This is a genomic window from Methylobacterium phyllostachyos, from assembly GCF_900103445.1.
GTDB classification, from domain to species: Bacteria; Pseudomonadota; Alphaproteobacteria; order Rhizobiales; family Beijerinckiaceae; genus Methylobacterium; species Methylobacterium phyllostachyos.
In genome coordinates, this window is the sequence record NZ_FNHS01000004.1 from 307,603 (window position 1) to 325,645 (window position 18,043).

Here is an 18,043-nt window from a genome sequence, read left to right on the forward strand (position 1 = left end):
TCAGGCAGCCTCGCGGGGCCGGGCCGACAACGCATCGACGCGACGGATGGTGCCGCCGCCGAGCACGCGGGCCCGGGGGCCGTCATCCGCGTAGATCGCACAAGCCTGGCCCGGCGACACGCCGTCCTCGGGCTCGGCGAGCACGACCTCGGCGGCGCCGTCGGGCCCGACCGTGAGACTTGCCGGACGCGGCGGCCGCGTCGAGCGCACGCGCACCGCCACCGGCAGGTCGCGCACGGCTTCGGCCGGGCCCTCACCGAGCCAGTTGAGGTCCGAGAGGCGAATGCGGGTCGTCGCCAAAGCGGTGCGCGGGCCGACGACGACGCGGGCGGAGTCGGGCTCGAGCCGCACGACATAGAGCGGTTCGGCCCCCGAAAGACCGAGACCCCGGCGCTGACCGACCGTGTAATGCACGATGCCCTCGTGGCGGCCCAGCACATGGCCCGCGAGGTCGACGATCTCGCCGGGCTTGGCCGCATCCGGGCGCAGGCGGGCGATCACGTCGCTGTAGCGGCCCTGCGGTACGAAGCAGATGTCCTGGCTGTCCGGCTTTTCGGCGAGCGACAGGCCGAGGTCCTTCGCCAGCGCCCGGGTTTCGGACTTCTCCATCTCGCCGAGCGGGAAGCGCAGGTAGTCCAGCTGCTCGGCCGTGGTCGCATACAGGAAATAACTCTGGTCCCGGGCGGGATCGAGGGCACGGTGGAGCGCCCGACCGCCGCCCGGCAGGGCCCGGCTCGAGACGTAATGGCCAGTCGCCAGTGCGTCGGCGTTCAGATCCCGGGCGAGGCCGAGCAGATCGCGGAACTTCACGGTCCGGTTGCACTCGACACAGGGGATCGGAGTCTCGCCTGCGAGATAGCTCTCGGCGAACTTCTCGATGACCTCGTCGCGGAACCGGTCCTCATAGTCGAGGACGTAGTGCGGGATGCCGAGGTGCTCCGCCGCCGCCCGCGCGTCGTGGATGTCCTGGCCGGCACAGCAGGCACCCTTGCGGTGGCTCGCCGCGCCGTGGTCGTAGAGCTGGAGCGTGACGCCGACCACGTCGAAGCCCTGCCGCTTCAGGAGACCTGCCACCACGGAGGAATCGACGCCGCCCGACATGGCGACGACGACGCGCGTCTCGTGGGGGGCTTTGGGAAAATCGAGGGCGTTCATCGCAAGGGTCCGCAGCCGCCGGCCCGGAAGCTCCCGGCTGCACGGGGCGTCTATAGCGGGAGTCCGGCCAGCTTTCCAGGGCGGGCAGCGCTCTCGGATGCGGCCGCCCGGCAGATCCTGCCGGGCGCGCGGCAGCTTCGGCCCTGCGGCGGCGCAGGGCTCTAAGGAAATTGTTATTTTTGTCAACGTGTTAGCGCGCCTGCTCGATGGCGCAGGCTTTGCTGCGGCGCCTCCGAGAGGAACCCGGTATGGCGAGCGGTGCGGCAGATCGATTCGATGTCACCGCGTGGACTCCAACCACGCGGACAGGCTGGGAGGCGGCCGGGGTCGCCGCGCGTGCCGGTGCCTCGTCGCAGGACCGGTTCGGCGCGGCGCTTGAGGCTGCCCGGGCCCGGGACGATGCCGCGGCGGCCCAGTCCCGGGCGGCCAGCCAGCGCGACACCGCCGACGCCACGCGCGCACGCCAGGCCACGCAGCGCGACGAGGCCGACGCCGGCCGGGCGAACGCCGAGCGGGCCCGGGAAGCCGCAGCGCAGGCCGATGCCCGGATCGCGGACAGGCGGTCGGACGCCAAGCCGACCGCTGCACCGGGCGCCCCCACGAATGCCTCGCGCGCGGAAGATCCGCCCGCAACCTCTGATCCGCGTCCGGCCATGACCCAGCCGACGACTCCAACTGCACCCTCCAATGGATCCGCGAAGGCCGATGCGGCCGTGCGGAACACCGCGTCAGCCGAGACGTCCGCGCAGCAGCCTGCAGCCGACGCGCCGTCCACGGACGCCGCCCCCGCGGCCGGAACGGCCGTGCAGACGCCGCAGCCTGACGCATCGGCGCCGACCTCGCCCCCCGATCCAGCTGCCACGCTGCTCAGCCTCCTCACGGCGATGGCGCACGGTGCCACCGCCACCACCGCCGAGCCGGGCGCCGGCGCCGGGGAGCCGGCCGATGAGACCGTGCCCGGCGCGGCCTCGGCCGGGGCCGGAACCGCGGGGCCCGCGGCGGCGACATCCGGATCGCAGACGGGCATGGGCACCTCTGCGGCTGTACCCCGCGGCGTGGGAGTCCCTGGCGTCACCGGACCCGTCGGCACGAAGGCGTCGGCGGGTGTGGCGGGATCCGGAAAGATCGAAACCGGCGCTGCCCCCGTCGCGGCCGGTCCGGCCGGATCGAACGATCCCGCATCGGCTGCAGCGGGCCCCGGCCAGGATTTCCTGTCGGCCCTGGCCGATGCCGGCCAGGCGGGCGGCCAGGGCGCCGCACTGGGGGCGACCGGCGGTGCGCCGCAGGTGCCGAGCCCGACGATGTCCGGCGTTTCATCCGCGACGCCCGCTCCGCCGAGTGGCGCGACCAGTGCCGCTCAGGCGGCGAGTGCAACCGCGCAGAGCGCGCCGCCAACGCCGGCGGATCCCGCCATTCCCATCGGTCAGGTACCGATGACCATCGGCCTGCGCTCGCTGAACGGATCGAGCGCGTTCCAGATCCGGCTCGACCCGGTCGAGTTGGGGCGGATCGAGGTCAAGCTCGAGATCGACAAAGCCCGCGGGGCGGTGACCGCGCATCTGGTGGTCGATCGACCGGAGACGCTGGCGATGCTCCAGCGGGACGCGGGCCAGTTGCAGCAGGCCCTGACGCAGGCGGGCCTCGATCCGTCGGCCGGCGGCCTCAACCTGTCGCTGCGTGGCGACGGCGGCGCGCAGACCGGCGGCGGCAACGGCCAGCAGAACGGCGCTTCTCAGGGCGGATCGGCGGGCTGGACCCGGGATCAGGCTGAGGTCCCGCAGGAGACCGGCCCGACCCGTTGGCTGCGCGGCTATGGCGGCCTCGACATCAAAATCTAGGCGACGGGCCACGCGGCCCCATCGCGGAACGACACGGACATCATCGCGCCCTGGCCCAGAGCCCGGCGCGGCACGGGAGCGAACGGCATGACCAGCGGCATATCCAGCCTGACCAGCACAACCGCCACCACGGGCTCGTCGACGGGCAGCGGCGCGAATGCGACCGAGATCGCGAGCAACTTCACGCAGTTCCTGACCCTGCTGACCACGCAGCTCAAGAACCAGAACCCCCTCGACCCGATGGACACCAACCAGTTCACACAACAGCTGGTGCAGTTCGCCGGCGTCGAGCAGCAGCTCAAGACGAACGACCGTCTCGACAGCATCCTGACCGCCTCGCAGTCGGCGAGTTCGGCCTCGGCCACCAGCTACATCGGCAAGACCGTCACGGCAGACGGGAGCACATCGCAGCTTTCCAGCGGCTCGGCCTCGTGGACGCTGACGCCGTCCCGGGCCGCCTCGAAGGCGGTGATCACGATCCTCGATTCCAAGAACAACGTCGTGGCCACGCAGACCACGTCCCTCGCCGCCGGAGCTCAGACCTATACTTGGAACGGCAAGAGCTCCGCCGGCCTCACCTCGGCGGATGGGAACTACTCGATCAAGGTTTCAGCCACCGACGCCACCGGGGCTGCCGTGTCAGTCGATACGAGCCTGTCGGGCACGGTTGACGAGGTCGATCTCAGCGGAACGTCGCCGGTTCTGATCATCGGCTCGCAGCGGGTGCCGCTGTCCAGCGTGCAGACCATCGGGTTGTCCACAAGTGGCGCTTAACGAATCACATCCGAGTGGTTCGCTTCAACATCTCTTAAGCGGGCGCAAGTACCTTGGACTCTCGACAGGTCAGTCGAGTGTAGAGCGTATCATGACCGAACCTAGCCGCCCGAGAGTGAAGTACGTAATCGGGCCCGACGGTAGCCCGCTGACCATTGCGGACCTTCCGCCTCCGAGCACCCGCCGTTGGGTCATTCGGCGCAAGGCCGAGGTGGTTGCGGCCGTACGTGGCGGCCTCCTCAGCCTGGAGGAGGCCTGCAAGCGCTACACGCTGACCACCGAAGAATTCCTGAGCTGGCAGTTCTCCATCGACCAGCACGGGCTCGCCGGCCTGCGCACCACGCGGATCCAGCATTACCGGCACTGATCCGGGCGTCGTCGGGGATGGGTCAGTTCGCCCGAACCGGCCAAGCCCGAAGCCTAGCGAAGCCGCGTCCCGACCCCGGGCGCGGCTTCGTGACGTTTGGGCTGCCACCGCGAGCGACTGCCGATCCGCGCATTAACGGCCCGCTAACCATGGCCTGGGCAAATTCTGCCGGGCGAGCCGCTGGGGCTCGCATCGCGTTCAGAGTGCAGCGAACTCGCCCGTGAAGCCGGTCCTCGATCTCGTCACGAAGCTCGGACCGGCCCGGATCGCCGCCATGGCGGCGGTGACGCTGACGCTGATCGGCTTCTTCGCCTTCATCATCCTGCGGGTCTCGCGCCCCGACATGGGCGTGCTGTTCTCGGACCTGTCGATGCAGGACTCGGCCGCCGTGGTCCGCGACCTCGACAGCCGCGGCATCCGCTACGAGACGCGGGGCGATGCCGGCCAGACCATCCTGGCGCCCCGGGCCGACCTCGCCAAGCTGCGCATGGACCTCGCCGGCAAGGGCCTGCCGACCCAGGGTGGCGTCGGCTACGAGATCTTCGACAAGGGCGACGCGTTCTCGTCCACCAACTTCGTGCAGAACGTGAACCACCTGCGCGCCCTGGAGGGCGAGCTCGCCCGCTCGATCCGGGCGATCGGCCGGGTCCAGGCGGCGCGCGTCCACCTCGTCCTGCCGGAGCGCCGCCTGTTCGAGCGCGACCGCGAGAACCCGAGCGCCGCCATCGTCCTGAAGCTGATGGGCGACCTCGATGCCGGGCAGGTCCGGGCGATCCGCCACCTCGTGGCCTCCGCGGTGGAGGGCCTGAAACCCGAGCGGGTCTCGATCGTCGACGAGCGCGGCCGGCTGCTCGCCGACGGCGCCCGGGACGCCGAGGCCGACGCCGCCGCCGGCTTCGAGGATCGGCAGGTCGCCCTGGAGCGGCGCCTGCGCGGCCAGATCGAGGACGTGGTCGCCGGCATCGTGGGTCCAGGCCGGGCCCGAGTTCAGGTCAACGCCGAGCTCGACCTCAACCGGATCGAGAGCCGCTCCGAGACCTTCGACCCTGAGAGCCGGGTCGTCCGCTCCGCGCAGACCCGCACCGAGGCCTCACAGACCAGCAACGCCGACGGGCAGGTCAGCGTCGGCAACGAGCTGCCCGGCGCCAACGGCGGCGACAAGCCGCCCGCACCGAAGGACGTCACCAACAAGAATGAGGAAACCACCAACTACGAGATCTCCCGGGTCACCAAGACCGAGATCGCCGAGGGCGGCCGGATCAAGCGTCTGTCGGTGGCTGTCGTGGTCGATGGCGTCTACGCGACGGCGACCGACGGCAAGCAGACCTACAGCCCCCGCGCGCCCGCCGAGATCGAGCGGATCACCGCCCTGGTGCGCAGCGCGGTCGGCTTCGACAAGGCCCGGGGCGACCAGATCGAGGTGGTGAACCTGCGCTTCGCCGAGGCGCCGAGCCTGCCGCAATTCTCCGAGCCGTCGCTCATGCAGTCGCTGCTCGCCCCCACCAAGGAGGACGTGCTGCGCATGGCCGAACTCGGCGTGCTGGCGCTGCTCACCCTCATCGTCCTCCTCACCGTGGTGCGCCCGCTGGTGCGTCAGGTGCTCGCGCCGGTGCCGGTGCCGCCGTCGCTCGCCGGGCCCGGGATGGCGATGGCCGGCGATGCGCCCGCGGGTGCGAGCCCCGGCGCGACGATCACGGTCATCGACCGCGACAACCCGACCGCCCGGCTGATGGAGTTCGCCAAGATCAACGGCCAGGTCCAGGCCGAGACCGTCCAGCGCGTGGTCGACATGGTCCGGGCGAGCCCGGCCGAGACCGTCGAGGTGCTGCGCGGCTGGATCCAGGAAGAGTGAAGCGTAGGGCGTCGAGGGCAGGACGATGGCGGCAGGTGCGGGGACAGGTCTGGCGAATACCCTGGCGGCGGTGGGCGGCGACAGCTTCGCGTCCATGCCCGGCCCGCAGCGCGCGGCCGCGCTCCTGCTGATGCTCGGCGAGGAGGAAGGCGCCCCGATCTGGCAGATGCTGGAGGAGGACGAGGTCAAGAAGGTCAGCCACGCGATGGTCCAGCTGGGCACGCTGGAGGTCGCCACTGTCGAGAAGCTAATCATCGAGTTCGTGACGAAGCTCAGCAACAGCGGGGGCATCTCGTCGAACTTCGAGCGGACCGAGGCGCTGCTCCTGAAGATCTTTCCGAGCGATCAGGTCTCGCTGATCATGGCGGAGATCAAGGGCGCGTCCGGCAAGCGGGTCTGGGCCTCGATCGCCCAGGTCGATCCGGAGATCCTCGCCTCGTTCCTGCGCAACGAATACCCACAGACCGTGGCCGTGGTGCTCTCCCGGGTGCGGGCCGACTACGCCGCCAAGGTGCTGACCATCCTGCCCGAGGATTTCGCCATCGACGTCCTCAACCGGATGCTGCGCATGGAGACGGTGCAGAAGGAGGCCCTGCGCCACATCGAGGAAACCCTCCGGGTCGAGTTCGTCTCCACCATCGCCCAGACCCAGCGCCGCGACGCGCACGAGATGATGGCGGATGTGTTCAACGCCTTCGACCGGCAGACGGAGGGCCGCTTCCTCGCCGCCCTCGATCAGGCCAACCGCGGCTCGGCCAAGCGCATCCGCGAACTGATGTTCACCTTCGAGGACCTGCTCAAGCTCGATCCGGGCAGCGTCCAGACCCTGATGCGCTCGGTCGACAACGAAACCCTGTGCCGCGCCCTGAAGGGCGGCAACGAGAGGACCCGGGCCTTCTTCATGCAGCAGATGTCGACCCGCGCGGCCAAGAACCTGACGGATGAGATGGCCTCCCTCGGCCCGGTCCGCCTCAAGGAGGTCGACGAGGCGCAGGCCAAGATGACCGAGATCGCCAAGGATCTGGCCGAGAAGGGCGAGATCATGATCGCCAAGAATAGCGCCGAGGAGGAGCTGGTCTATTGAGCGTCCAATCCGCCCGGAGCGCCAAGCCGTTCCTGTTCGAGACCGATTTCCGCAGCGCACGTCCGAGTGCCGAGGCGCAGCGCGCCACCGAAGCCGCGGCCCGCTCCGAGGCGGAGGCGCATGCCCGCGGCTTGCAGGAAGGCCGGGTTCAGGCCGAGGCGCAGATCCAGGGCCGCCTCGCCGATGCCCTGAACCGGCTGGCCCTGGCCGCGGCGGGCCTTATCGCCCAGGCCGACGCGCGCGATGCCGAGCGCGAGGTCCAAGCCGTCGAGGTCGCGATGCTGATCGCCCGGAAGGTCGCGGGCGACGCCCTGGACGCGGCCCCGCTGGCCGGCATCGGCGAGGCGGCCCGATCGGCCCTCCAGCACCTGCGCGGCGTGCCTCACTTGGTGGTACGGGTCCATGACAGCCTCGTCGAGGAGGCCGAGACCCTGATGAAGCGCCTGGCGCGCGAGCGCGGCTACGAGGGCCGGCTCGTCGTGCTCGGCGACCCCGACATGGCGGCGGGCGATGCCCGCATCGAGTGGGCCGACGGCGGCATCGTCCGGGAGCGCGCCCGCATCGAGGCGGCGGTCCTGGACGCCCTCGGCCTGACCCCGCATTCCTGAAGGGAGCCCGATGTCCGACGATTTCAGCCTGCCCCAGCTCGGCGAGAACGACACCGACTACGCGGCGGGCTCGATCCGCGACGCGCCGACGACGCCGAAATCCGCGGCCGACCTCGAGCAGCTCTTCGACGTGCCCGTGATGGTCTCGGCGGTGCTGGGCTCGGCCCGGATGCCGATCGGCGACCTGCTCCGGATGGCGCCCGGCGCCGTGCTGGAGCTCGACCGCAAGGTCGGCGAAGCGATCGACGTGTTCGTCAATAACCGCCTCGTCGCCCGCGGCGAGGTCGTCCTCGTCGAGGACCGGCTCGGCGTGACGATGACCGAGATCGTCAAGGGCGAGTGATTTTTCGGAACGCGGACGCCGGGGGGCTGTCCGCGCCAAGTGCTTTGAGAGGAACGAACCATGCGGCTCCTGATGATCGGGCGGCTCAACGGCGAGCTGATCACCGCTTCGAAGATCGCGATGCAGCGCGGCGCCTCCGTGACGCAGGCCGATGCGGTGCCGCAAGGCCTGAACGTGCTGCGTGCCCGCGGCGCCGATCTGATCATGATCGACGTGTCGCTGCCCATCGCCGCGCTCGTCGCGGCCCTGGAGGCGGAGCGGATCCGCACCCCCGTGGTCGCCTGCGGGGTCTCGTCGGACGCGTCGGCCGCGGTGGCGGCGATCCGGGCCGGTGCCAAGGAGTACATTCCCCTCCCCCCCGACCCCGAGATGATCGCCGCGGTGCTGGAGGCGGTCGCCACCGACCGCGCCGCCTTCGTCTGGCGCGATCCGTCGATGGAGCGTGTGGTCAAGCTTGCCGAGCAGGTCGCCCGCTCCGAGGCCTCGGTGCTGATCACCGGCGAAAGCGGTACCGGCAAGGAGGTGCTGGCCCGGCACGTCCACCTGAAGTCTAACCGGGCGGGCAAGCCCTTCGTCTCGGTCAACTGCGCGGCGATCCCCGAGGCGCTGCTCGAGTCGGAGCTGTTCGGCCACGAGAAGGGTGCGTTCACCGGTGCGGTCGCCCGGCGCATCGGCCGGTTCGAGGAGGCCAATGGCGGCACGCTGCTGCTGGACGAGATTTCCGAGATGGACGTGCGCCTGCAGTCGAAATTGCTGCGGGCGCTGCAGGAGCGGGTGATCGACCGGGTCGGCGGGACTGCCCCGGTGCGGGTCGACATCCGGGTGCTCGCGACCTCGAACCGCAATCTGGCCGAGGAGGTCCGGAAGGGCACGTTTCGCGAGGATCTGTTCTACCGCCTCAACGTCGTGGCGCTGAAGCTGCCGCCCCTGCGTGAGCGGCCGGCCGACATCCTGGAACTCGCCACGCATTTCGCCAAGAAATACGCTGCGGTGAACGGGGTGCCCGTCCGGATGCTGTCCCCCGAGGCACGCGCGCTGGTGCTGAAAAACCCCTGGCGCGGCAACGTGCGCGAGCTGGAGAATACCCTCCACCGGGCAGTACTGCTGGCCGTTGGTGACGCGATCGGACCCGAGGCGATCCTGTCCCCTGACGGTGAGATGATCGCCGCGGAGGGACCGGCAAGCCGCGCCGCGCAGGCCGCCGAGGCTGCGACCCGCGGACTGGTGGGGCGGACTGTGGCACAGGTCGAGTGCGACCTGATCCTCGACACCCTCGACCATTGCCTCGGCAACCGCACCCATGCGGCCAAGATCCTCGGGATCTCGATTCGGACGCTGCGCAACAAGCTCAACGAGTATGTCTCGGCGGGCCTCGACGTGGCGGAGCCGGGTGGCGTGCGGGCGAGCGTGGCCTGCGGGTGATCCGGAGCCGGGGTTCGCAGGATCCCGGATTAGACAGGACGGGCGGTGCCCTGTGCGGTTTTCCGAATTGGCTGACGGCGGGGGCGCCCCTCCGTCCGGGTTTATGAAGTCACCCGATGCTTTGCGGTTTGCGCTGCAGCGGAGTGGGTCGTTCCATCGTCCGCTTGCTGGAAGGGGGCCGCGTCCACTCTGTGCGACGGAGCGCGGCGAGGCGGCAGCCGACGACGAGGTCGTTCGAACGGATGAGCCTCATCCGATGTGGGCCCCTCACCGCCGCTCCCGCTACGTGCCCGTGTCGCGCACGGACCACGCGATTCGTGCGGACCTCACCCCGCAAGCGACGCGAAGGGAACCCGGCCGATCAGCCTGATATGCGTGAACAGATAACCCGTCGCGGGCAAAGAAAAGGCCAGCGCGGACTTCGCCCCGGCTCGCTCTGAAACGTCGGCGCCCACTGCGATGCATGCCCCTGGCAGCTGCTCCGCTGACGCGAGCCCGCCGCAACCCTCGAAGGCTTCTACCGACGCCCGGTCCGCCCCGCTTGGTTGGCATCGTTCTGGGCGGCGAAGGCCGCATCGAGCTTCCGCAGGGACGCGTAGCGGGCGACGTCGCCCTCGACGTCCCGGATCGTCTCCTCGACCAGATGCCGCTGGAGCGCGACACGTGGATCCTGGGGCGGGAGGGCCTCCCGCTCCTGCAGGCGGAGCACGGCCTGCCGCACCACGGTGTAGACCGCTTCGCGCTCCTCCCGGGTCATCGATGGCTGAATCGCCTTCGCGACGAGATCGGAGAAATCCGACATGGACCGTTCGACTTCACTCTCGCTCAAGGTGCCCGGATCACCGGGCCGCCCCTGTCTACAGACCGGGCGATGCGGGATCCAGAGGCTCGCGCTGCCTACATCCGTTGATCGCGAATGCCCGCGAGCAGGAGCGAGGACGAACTCCAGATCACCAGGAAGCAGAAGAACGTCACGAACAGCGTGTGGCCCCGCTCAGGGTAGAGGCTGTCGGTCGGCAGAACCGGCGGCACGAAGGTCGCCAGGAAGATGTGCTGCTTGCCGGCCGCGACGCGCGCGCGATCAAACAGCATGTTGGCCGATTCCTCGAGCTTCTCGGCGATCGTCCGCTCGACAAGGAGGCCCTCATACTCGAGCAGGGCTTCGGTCAGGTTCGTGCCGCCAGCCGCCGCACCGGCGCTCGTCATCTCGTCCTGCAGCGTCTTCATCTGCTGGTCGATGGCCGCGATGTTGGCAACAAGGGTCTGGATCGAGCGCGAGCGCTCGTCCAGGCTGGAGCTGCGCAGGACCTGCAGGTCGTTCTCGGCCTTGAGCCTGTCCTTGCGCAGCAGCGTCAGGGTGGTCAGGGTTCCCTCGGCGGTCTTGATCGGATCGATCACGCCCCACTGGTTGCGGAAGGTCTGCAGGGCGAGGTGCGCCTTGCGCAGGCGTTCCTGTGCGGTCTGCGCGTCGGCCTGAGCCTGGGCGACCATGTCGGTCTGCGCACGCTTCGAGATGTCGTTGATCAGCGTCTCGGAGCGCGCCACCACCTCGCGGGCGATGGTCAGGGCATCCTCGGGGGTGAAGGCCCGGACCGACAGGCGGATCACACCCGAGATCGAGTCGATATGCGCCTCGACGTGCTTGCGCCAGTACTTGGTCAGATCCTCGATCGGGTCGTTCGGATTGTAGCGCGTCCAGAAATCGGCCTCGGGGCGCGAGAATATTTTAGACAGGCCGATGCTTTTCTCCAGAGCCTCGGCCATGGTCTGGCTGACGATGTAGTCGCGGACGATGAAGCTGTCCTGGCTATTGTGCTTCTGGATCAAGCTCGTGTACTGGCCGAGCGAGATATTTTCCATCGGCTCGACGTTACCGCGGACCGTAAATTCGGCCTCGGCAATGTACTGATTCGACGCGAAGCCGAACAGGTACAACCCGATCACGAGGGTCGGCAGCAGCACGAACAGGCTGACGCGGCGGAGAATCCGCGCGCCGTAGCTCGACGTATCTTCCTGACGCGGGCGCAGGCCCGGCAGCCGGTTCCAGTCTAGGCGCTGGCGTATGGAGGCGGCCAGCGCCCGGGCGCTCCGCTTCTCCGGCACGGGTTGGATCGTCTCCGCGCTCCGCCGCAGCTCGGTCATCGCCGATGCGCCGAACGTCACGATCTCGCCTTCGCGCGTGTCGTCTTTGACGTCGTCGAAGCTCATCCGCTCTTTGTTCCTGGGTCTGCGCCGGTTCCGCCTATGCGGTGACAGCCGTCCGGCGGCCCCGTACGCGGGTTCCGGAATCCCGTTCTTTTAGGCCCTTTTTATGGCACCCCTCTGCGCCCGCCGGTCCGCGGCGACAGGCGACGTAGTCCGACCCCGGTATCGCGCCCTAGAGTCTCGAAATGATGACAGAGTCACGCTCACCGGGCGATTCGGATCGCCGCCCTGCCGGCCGCTTGGCCAAGACCAAGCTCACCGAGATCGTGGTCGTCTGCGCCAAATGCGCGAAGCGGCAGGGTCTGCGCCCAGCGGCCGTGCGCGCGCTCCTGAAGAAGGCCGGGAAGCAGGCCACCCGGGACGCATCGGGGAGCCGGAGGAAGCTCCGCATCGTCGAATCGGGCTGCCTCGGCCCGTGCCCGAAGCGCGCCATCGCGGTCGCCACCGGCGCGAGCCTCGCGGCCGGCCGCGTCATCCTCCTCGACCCCGAAGCCACGCCGGCGGAGGCCCTCGCCACCGTGTTGCATCCTATCCCACCGCGCCGCCCGTCCCCTGAATTCGGCCCCAATACCGCTCTAGCGGCGGTGGCACATGACGAATCGCCACCGGCCCGCTGACCGGCACAACCTGGAGCCACCCCTGGTGCCCGCTTACCGACGCGCAACGCGCACGCGGCGACCGTGAAGGAGGCGCGCAGATCCGGGGAGCGCCGGCTCGTCCGCGCCCTAGTGCGCCGCCTGCCGCTCCTCGGCACGCTCATCGGGCTCGGCTTTGCGGTCTGGCTCGTGGCCACCAACGACCTCGGAGCCGTGGCCGCGGCATTCGGGCGGATCGGCGTGGCGGGCTTCGTCGGCGTCACGCTGGTGCGCGCGCTGGTCCTGATCGTGTGCGGGATCGCCTGGGCGCGCATCCTCGACGGGCTGGCCCCGGCCCCGGCCTCGGCCTGCCTGATCCTGCGCTTCGTGCGCGAGGGCATCAACGTCCTGCTGCCGGTCGCCTCGGTGGGGGGCGAGGTCCTGGGGGCGCGGCTCCTGACGTTCTGGGGCGTGGCCGGGTCGCTGGCCGCAGCCTCGGTCCTCGCCGATCTGCTGTTTCAGGTCGGGACCCTTGCCCTGTTCGCGGGTCTCGGGGCCGGACTCCTGAGCCAAATCGAAGGGGCGCAAGCCGCCGAGCTCGCCGACTGGACCCTGCGCGTCCTCGCGGTGGCAGCGCTCGCGGTCACGGCCTTCTTCGCGCTCCAGCGAACCGGGATCGTGCGGCACGTCGAGGACCGGATCGCGGCGCTGGGCCGGCGCTTCGTGCGCGAGGCCGAGGCCCGCCCGGAGCCGACCCGGCGCATCCAGGGCGCGCTCGATACGGTCTGGGGTGCGGGTCGGCGGGGACGCCTCGCCCAATCCTGCGCTCTGCACGCGGTGGCATGGCTCCTCGGCGCGGCCGAGGTGCTTGTCGTCCTGACCTGCATCGGGATCGACCATATCGGCCTCACCGACATCCTGGTGATCGAGGCGCTCAGCCAGGCGATCAAGGCTGCCGCCTTCCTGGTCCCGAGCGGGCTCGGCGTGCAGGAAGGCGGTCTTGTGTTGGTTTGCGGCCTGTTCGGCATCGATCCCGGGACGGCGATCGCCTTGTCCCTCGCCCGCCGGGTGCCCGACGTTGTACTCGGCCTGCCCTCGCTCCTCGTCTGGCAGAACCTCGAAGCGCGCCGCGACGGCGTGCGCCCCACTGCACCGACCTGCGACCGCCCGTGATCCCGATTCCCGACGTGACAACCGTTTCGACCCACCCTGGCCTGAGGCGATATCTCCGTCCGGGCCTGGCCGCGATCCCGGCGCTCGCCGTCCTGCTGCTCGCCGCACCGGCTCTGGCCCAGAGCGTCACCCTCGATCTCGGCGCCGGCGGCACCACGGAGCGCGCGCTTCAGCTCGTGGCGCTGATCACCGTCCTGGCGGTGGCGCCCTCCGTGCTGGTGATGGCTACGGCCTTCACCCGGATCGTCGTGGTGCTCTCGCTCCTGCGCTCGGCGCTGGGAACCCAGACCGCACCCCCGACGGCGGTGCTCGTGAGCCTCGCGCTGTTCCTCACCGCGTTCGTGATGGCGCCCACCGGCCGGGCGGCCTACAGCGCCGGGATCGAGCCCTTGATCGCCGGGCGGATCACCCAGACCCAGGCCTTCGAGCGCGCCTCGGCGCCGTTCAAGACCTTCATGCTGAAGAACGTCCGCGAGAAGGACCTCAAGCTGTTCCTCGACCTCGCGAAGGTGCCCACGCCGAAGGGCCCGGAGGATGTCGGCCTCGAGATCGTCACCCCGGCCTTCATGATCTCGGAGTTGCGGCGCGCTTTCGAGATCGGCTTCCTGCTGTTCATCCCGTTCCTGATCATCGACCTCGTGGTCGCCTCGGTGCTGATGGCGATCGGCATGATGATGCTGCCCCCCGCGACGGTCTCGCTACCCTTCAAGCTGATCTTCTTCGTGCTGGTCGATGGATGGACCCTGGTGGCGGGCTCGCTGGTGCAGAGCTACGGCGGATAGGATCGCCTGGACCGGCGCTCAGTTCTCCACGACGCGCACCCGCGCGAAACCCTCGTCGGGCGTTGGCGGAGCGAACAGGCGGTCGACCGAGCGGATGCTGGCCTCGGGCACGCGGCGGTCCTCGGCACGTTGACGGTTCCGCTCCAGGGCGACCAGGAGCGGCGTGCGGATCCAGACGGCCTCGACCGCGACCTTGTGGGATCGGGCCAACGCGATGATCGGGGCGCGATGCCGCGCACCGGGCAGCGCAGCGTCGACATAGACCGTGCCGGACTCCGACGTCTGCCGGGCGATCCAGCTGGATTTGCCCGCCCCCTGCAGGCCGCAGACGATCACCAGCCGCGCGACGGATCCGGCCTCCAGCCACCGGCGCAGCGTCTCGAGGGCGCAGCGCCAGGCTTCGGCATTCCGCTCCGGCGTCCAGACGCGGCCCGCTCCGGTCTCCAGAAAGGCGTCCGGATCGATGATACGGGTCCCGCTCATCCGGGCGGCGGGGTTCCGGCTCCGGCGTTGCTCTGCTGCTCGCCGGCCGCCTGCGCCGGACCGCCGGGGGCCGCCGGCTTGCCCCGGTCAGGGGCGGCGGCGTCCGGGTAGCGCTTGCGGTACTCTGCCAGGAAGGCCGAGAGCGTCTCGGCCTTCGTGGCGCGGGCCGCGACGGCGCGGAAGCCCGGGGCGCGGGTCGGATCAGCCCCTGTGAGCAGCGCGAAGGTGCGCGCGTCCGGGCTTGCCGCCATCGCCTCGGAGAACTTCGCCTTGAGGCGTTCCAGACCGATCGTTTCGCCCGCCAGATCGTAGGCGATCGCGGCGCGGATGGCGTCGGCCCGGGACTGGTCGTCCAGGGGCTGGCCGGTGCGCCACACCTCGCCGAGCAGCGCCTCGTGCGTCTCGCCGGCTTCGCGCCAGCGCCGGGCACCCCAGAAGATATCGGCCCGCAGGCGCTCGATATCGGGACCGCTCTCCCCCTCAAGCGTCTCCAGGGCGAGATCGGTGCGGGTTAGGTCCGACAGGGCGCGAGCGCGGATCAGACCGCGGGCGCGCCTCAGCTCGTGCGGCAGCTCGGGCAGCTCGGTGGCGTCGAGGACCTTGAGCGCCTGCAACGGCTTGTCGTCCATCAGCCGCACCGTTGCGAGCCGTGCCGCGACGGCGGAGCGGGCCGGCCCGTTGAGCCGGTTGTCGATCTGGTACTGCAGGAGGTCGGCGGCGGGTTCGAGGAGGTCGAGGCTCACGAGTCGGTCGGCGAGCCGGCGCACCACCTCGTCGCCACGGCGCCCGATCGGGCTCAGCTCCCGGAAATCGAAGAACAAAGCCACGGCCTCGACTCCGGGCAGCGCGTCGCCCTTGTCGGTCAGATACAGGTTCTCGAAGGCCGTTTGCGCCTCGCGGGTGAGCGCCGCCGAGCTGTCCGCGTTCGGCGCGAACGCGTTGGCCCGGCGTACCGCCGCGAAGGCCTCGCGCCACCGGCCGGCACTGAGATTGAGGCGCGCGAGGCCGGCGGTGATGCCGTCCTCGACCGCGCCGCCATGCCAGATCATGGCGAGGCGTTCCAGCCGCTCGATCGCGGCGTCGGCGCTCAGCTTTCCGGCAGCCCGGGCCAGCAGCGTACCCCGCAGGCTCGCCTCGACCGAAACCGGGCGGACCGCGACCGTTTCCAGGCGGGCATAGGAATCGAGCGCCGCCTCGATCTGACCCGTCGCCTCGGAGACGCGGGCGCGGACCAGGGCCAGCCGGTCGCGGATCCAGGCCGGCAGGTCCCGGGCGTCCTCGGCACGGGCGGCGGCGGTCTCGGCATCGCCATTCTCGATCGCCGATTCCGCCGCGGTGGCGCGGATCGTCTGCGCGAGATCGGCGGGATAGCCCTCGGCGAGCGGCAGGACCTTGAGAAAGCCGGTCTCGGCGGCCTTCCAGTCCCCGGCGCCGGCCGCCGCCATCGCCCGCCACAGCGCGCCTTCCGCATCCCCGCTCAGGACCGGGACGGACAGCGCCTTCAGCGCCTCCGCGTTCCGCCCCATCCGCACCAGCGCGAGGCCCCGCAGCAGGGCGGTGTTGCGCTGGCCGGCCAGCAGCGGATCCTCGGCGGCCGCAGTCTCGAGGGCCGCTAGACCTTCGGGATCGAGTCCGTTGGCCAGATAGGCCCGCGCGAGCGCCAGCCGCGCCGGGCCGCGCTCGGCGGGCACCGAAGCGGCATCCGCATTGAGGAGCCCGCGCAGGGTATCGCGGACATTTCCGGTTCGCGCCCGGTCCCAGGCCTCCGGCGCGACGGCGAGCATGCCCGTGTCGGCGAGGACCTCCTCGGTCTTGCGCGCGGTCGCGGAGGCGGCGAGGCCGCCCGCCCGGCCGATCGTCACGGCATCGAGTTCGGGCCGCACCACGAGATCGTCGGCGCTGGCGAGCACCGCGAGCCCGTGTCGGCTCGGCAGGATCTCGAAATCCACGAAGCGCCGGTTCTTCGGATTGCCCACGGGGCGCTGGGCGGCCGAGGTAACCACCGCGATGCGCTCGCCATCGAGATCGAGCCACGTCGCCGAGCCCGGCCGCGGCAAGCCGAGCGAGACAGCAATGCGACCCGACGGATCGGGCTTGCGCACAGGATCGATCGTGTCGCTCGCGCTCAGGGTGTCGCCAGCCGAGAGTTCCCATCCGGACCCACTCTCGGTGGATACCGCGTTGAGATCGATCAGCCGGCCCTGCGGCACCGCGAAGCGGACGATTGTCAGCGGTCCGGTCCGGGTTTGCGTCCCTACTGGAACGAGGCCCTGCCCACCCTTCGATGGGGTAACCGGCTCGGCGGTTTCGAAGGCGAGCGTGGCCACGCCGCCGCGCTCGAACAGTACGGCGGGCGGCAGGGTGCGAAACGGGAAGACGGCACCGGACCCCGCCTGGCGCTTCGGCGGCGCCTCGGCAGCACGACCGGGACCCGTTGCGGCTTCGGCTGGAGCCGGCGGCGCGGATGTCGGGATGGTCGGCGGGGGGGCCGCCGGCTCTGGCCGTGCGGGCCCGGGCACCTCGACGACGGTCTTGGCGGGCTCCGGCGGCTTGCGTCGGACCGCGTCGAGGATCATCGCGTCGTCGTCGCGATCGGTGCCGATCCTGAATCCGTCCGCAGGAGTGACCAGCAGGCTCGCAGAAGTTGCGTCCGTCTCCGTCGCCAGTTTGGCAATCCCGGGGCGCGGGCGCCCGCGGGTTTCCCCCGGGTCGATGGTCCAGGCCCCGACGATCCGCAGCCGCGTCGTGGAGCCCTCGGTGGTCACGGTCGTGACAGCCTCCGGGGGCAGGCGCAGCGACAGGCGGGTCAAGGTCGGGAGGAGCGCGAGTTCCAGTGGCAGCGGCTTGCGCACCGGCTCGGGGATGCGGGCCTTGAGCGCCTCCTCGGCGGCCCTCGCCCGGCGTGCGAGGTCGGCCACCACCTCGGGCGGCAGCGGCGGTGGCAGGCCGGACCATCCCTCCGGCAGCAGATCCACGAACACGCGCTCGCCGGCCGATTGCAGGTTGACCCGGTAAGGCCGCTGCAAGGCGACCCGCAGCCCGGTTCCGTCCGGGTCGCGCCGGACGCTCGAGACGTAGGCGGGCATCTCCTCGGCCAGACGCTCGGGACCGGGGGCGACGCGCTCCCCGTAGCCGATCAGCAGCACGCCGCCGGCGAGCTTGGTCTTGACCGAGACGGGCTTGTCGAAGGTGAGCACGATGCGGCCGTAGCCGCCGGGACCGTTGCCGGTCTCACCACCCTTTGCGCCGATGAGCTTGGCGGCCAGCGCCGGATCGACAGCCGCCAGCAGGGCGATCAACGGCAGCGAGGCGCGCAACAGCCGCGCCCCGATCCCTCGACCGATCCGGGGTCGCCCACCCTCCGATCCCATTGCCTCGCCGA

At 70.4% G+C, this 18,043-nt stretch carries 16 protein-coding genes; 11 read left to right on the forward strand and 5 right to left on the reverse strand.

Features of this window, described 5'->3' with window-relative positions; translation table 11 throughout:
- Positions 1-1,155 (reverse strand): tRNA 2-thiouridine(34) synthase MnmA, encoded by a 1,155-nt coding sequence (gene mnmA, locus BLQ49_RS08555; RefSeq protein WP_091714989.1) that lies wholly within the window; start codon positions 1,153-1,155, stop codon positions 1-3.
- Positions 1,156-1,403: 248 nt separating this feature from the next.
- On the opposite strand from mnmA, the gene BLQ49_RS08560 reads away from it, so the two are divergent.
- The 8 genes from BLQ49_RS08560 to flbD all read left to right on the forward strand — a co-directional run bounded on the left by BLQ49_RS08560 (position 1,404) and on the right by flbD (position 9,443).
- Complete coding sequence (locus tag BLQ49_RS08560; RefSeq protein WP_091714990.1) at positions 1,404-2,993, forward strand: flagellar hook-length control protein FliK; 1,590 nt, start codon at positions 1,404-1,406, stop codon at positions 2,991-2,993.
- An 87-nt stretch (positions 2,994-3,080) separates the two neighbouring features.
- Entirely contained in the window at positions 3,081-3,767 is a 687-nt protein-coding gene (locus tag BLQ49_RS08565) for a flagellar hook assembly protein FlgD (protein WP_091714992.1), read from the forward strand.
- Between the two features lie 91 nt (positions 3,768-3,858).
- The gene (gene sciP / locus BLQ49_RS08570) at positions 3,859-4,134 is read left to right on the forward strand and encodes a CtrA inhibitor SciP (RefSeq protein WP_007569077.1); all 276 of its coding nucleotides are present in this window, start codon (positions 3,859-3,861) and stop codon (positions 4,132-4,134) included.
- A 220-nt stretch (positions 4,135-4,354) separates the two neighbouring features.
- On the forward strand, positions 4,355-5,986 hold the full coding sequence (fliF, locus tag BLQ49_RS08575) for a flagellar basal-body MS-ring/collar protein FliF (protein WP_091714994.1): 1,632 nt from the start codon (positions 4,355-4,357) through the stop codon (positions 5,984-5,986).
- 25 nt (positions 5,987-6,011) lie between these two features.
- Entirely contained in the window at positions 6,012-7,070 is a 1,059-nt protein-coding gene (locus BLQ49_RS08580; RefSeq protein ID WP_091714995.1) for a flagellar motor switch protein FliG, read from the forward strand.
- Entirely contained in the window at positions 7,067-7,678 is a 612-nt protein-coding gene (locus tag BLQ49_RS08585; RefSeq protein WP_091714997.1) for a FliH/SctL family protein, read from the forward strand. The genes BLQ49_RS08580 and BLQ49_RS08585 overlap by 4 nt, the downstream gene beginning before the upstream one ends.
- 10 nt (positions 7,679-7,688) lie before the next feature.
- Entirely contained in the window at positions 7,689-8,021 is a 333-nt protein-coding gene (gene fliN / locus BLQ49_RS08590; RefSeq protein ID WP_091714999.1) for a flagellar motor switch protein FliN, read from the forward strand.
- 60 nt (positions 8,022-8,081) lie between these two features.
- Positions 8,082-9,443, forward strand: a complete 1,362-nt coding sequence (flbD, locus tag BLQ49_RS08595; protein WP_091715000.1) for a sigma-54-dependent transcriptional regulator FlbD — start codon at positions 8,082-8,084, stop codon at positions 9,441-9,443.
- A gap of 517 nt (positions 9,444-9,960) precedes the next feature.
- On the opposite strand, the gene BLQ49_RS08600 is transcribed toward flbD, so the two are convergent.
- Together BLQ49_RS08600 and BLQ49_RS08605 are read right to left on the reverse strand one after the other, a co-directional pair.
- On the reverse strand, positions 9,961-10,245 hold the full coding sequence (locus tag BLQ49_RS08600) for a hypothetical protein (protein ID WP_091715002.1): 285 nt from the start codon (positions 10,243-10,245) through the stop codon (positions 9,961-9,963).
- Positions 10,246-10,340: 95 nt separating this feature from the next.
- Complete coding sequence (locus tag BLQ49_RS08605) at positions 10,341-11,651, reverse strand: KpsE/RkpR family capsule polysaccharide export protein (protein WP_091715004.1); 1,311 nt, start codon at positions 11,649-11,651, stop codon at positions 10,341-10,343.
- A 185-nt stretch (positions 11,652-11,836) separates the two neighbouring features.
- Between BLQ49_RS08605 and BLQ49_RS08610 the strand changes: the two genes are divergently transcribed.
- The 3 genes from BLQ49_RS08610 (at position 11,837) to fliP (ending at position 14,178) form a co-directional block, all read left to right on the forward strand.
- Positions 11,837-12,265 carry a hypothetical protein gene (locus BLQ49_RS08610; protein ID WP_244507508.1) on the forward strand — a complete coding sequence of 143 codons (429 nt, stop codon included), beginning with the start codon at positions 11,837-11,839 and terminating at the stop codon, positions 12,263-12,265.
- Positions 12,266-12,328: 63 nt separating this feature from the next.
- A complete protein-coding gene (locus BLQ49_RS08615) occupies positions 12,329-13,396 on the forward strand; it encodes a flippase-like domain-containing protein (RefSeq protein WP_091715008.1) in 1,068 nt (355 codons plus the stop codon).
- Positions 13,397-13,461: 65 nt separating this feature from the next.
- A complete protein-coding gene (fliP, locus tag BLQ49_RS08620; RefSeq protein WP_244507514.1) occupies positions 13,462-14,178 on the forward strand; it encodes a flagellar type III secretion system pore protein FliP in 717 nt (238 codons plus the stop codon).
- Positions 14,179-14,196: 18 nt separating this feature from the next.
- Here fliP and BLQ49_RS08625 read toward each other — a convergent pair whose 3' ends face one another.
- Together BLQ49_RS08625 and BLQ49_RS08630 are read right to left on the reverse strand one after the other, a co-directional pair.
- Positions 14,197-14,661 carry an AAA family ATPase gene (locus BLQ49_RS08625; RefSeq protein ID WP_091715010.1) on the reverse strand — a complete coding sequence of 155 codons (465 nt, stop codon included), beginning with the start codon at positions 14,659-14,661 and terminating at the stop codon, positions 14,197-14,199.
- Complete coding sequence (locus BLQ49_RS08630) at positions 14,658-17,978, reverse strand: hypothetical protein (RefSeq protein ID WP_244507509.1); 3,321 nt, start codon at positions 17,976-17,978, stop codon at positions 14,658-14,660. Before BLQ49_RS08630 ends, BLQ49_RS08625 begins: the two co-directional genes overlap by 4 nt.
- Positions 17,979-18,043 lie beyond the last annotated feature (65 nt).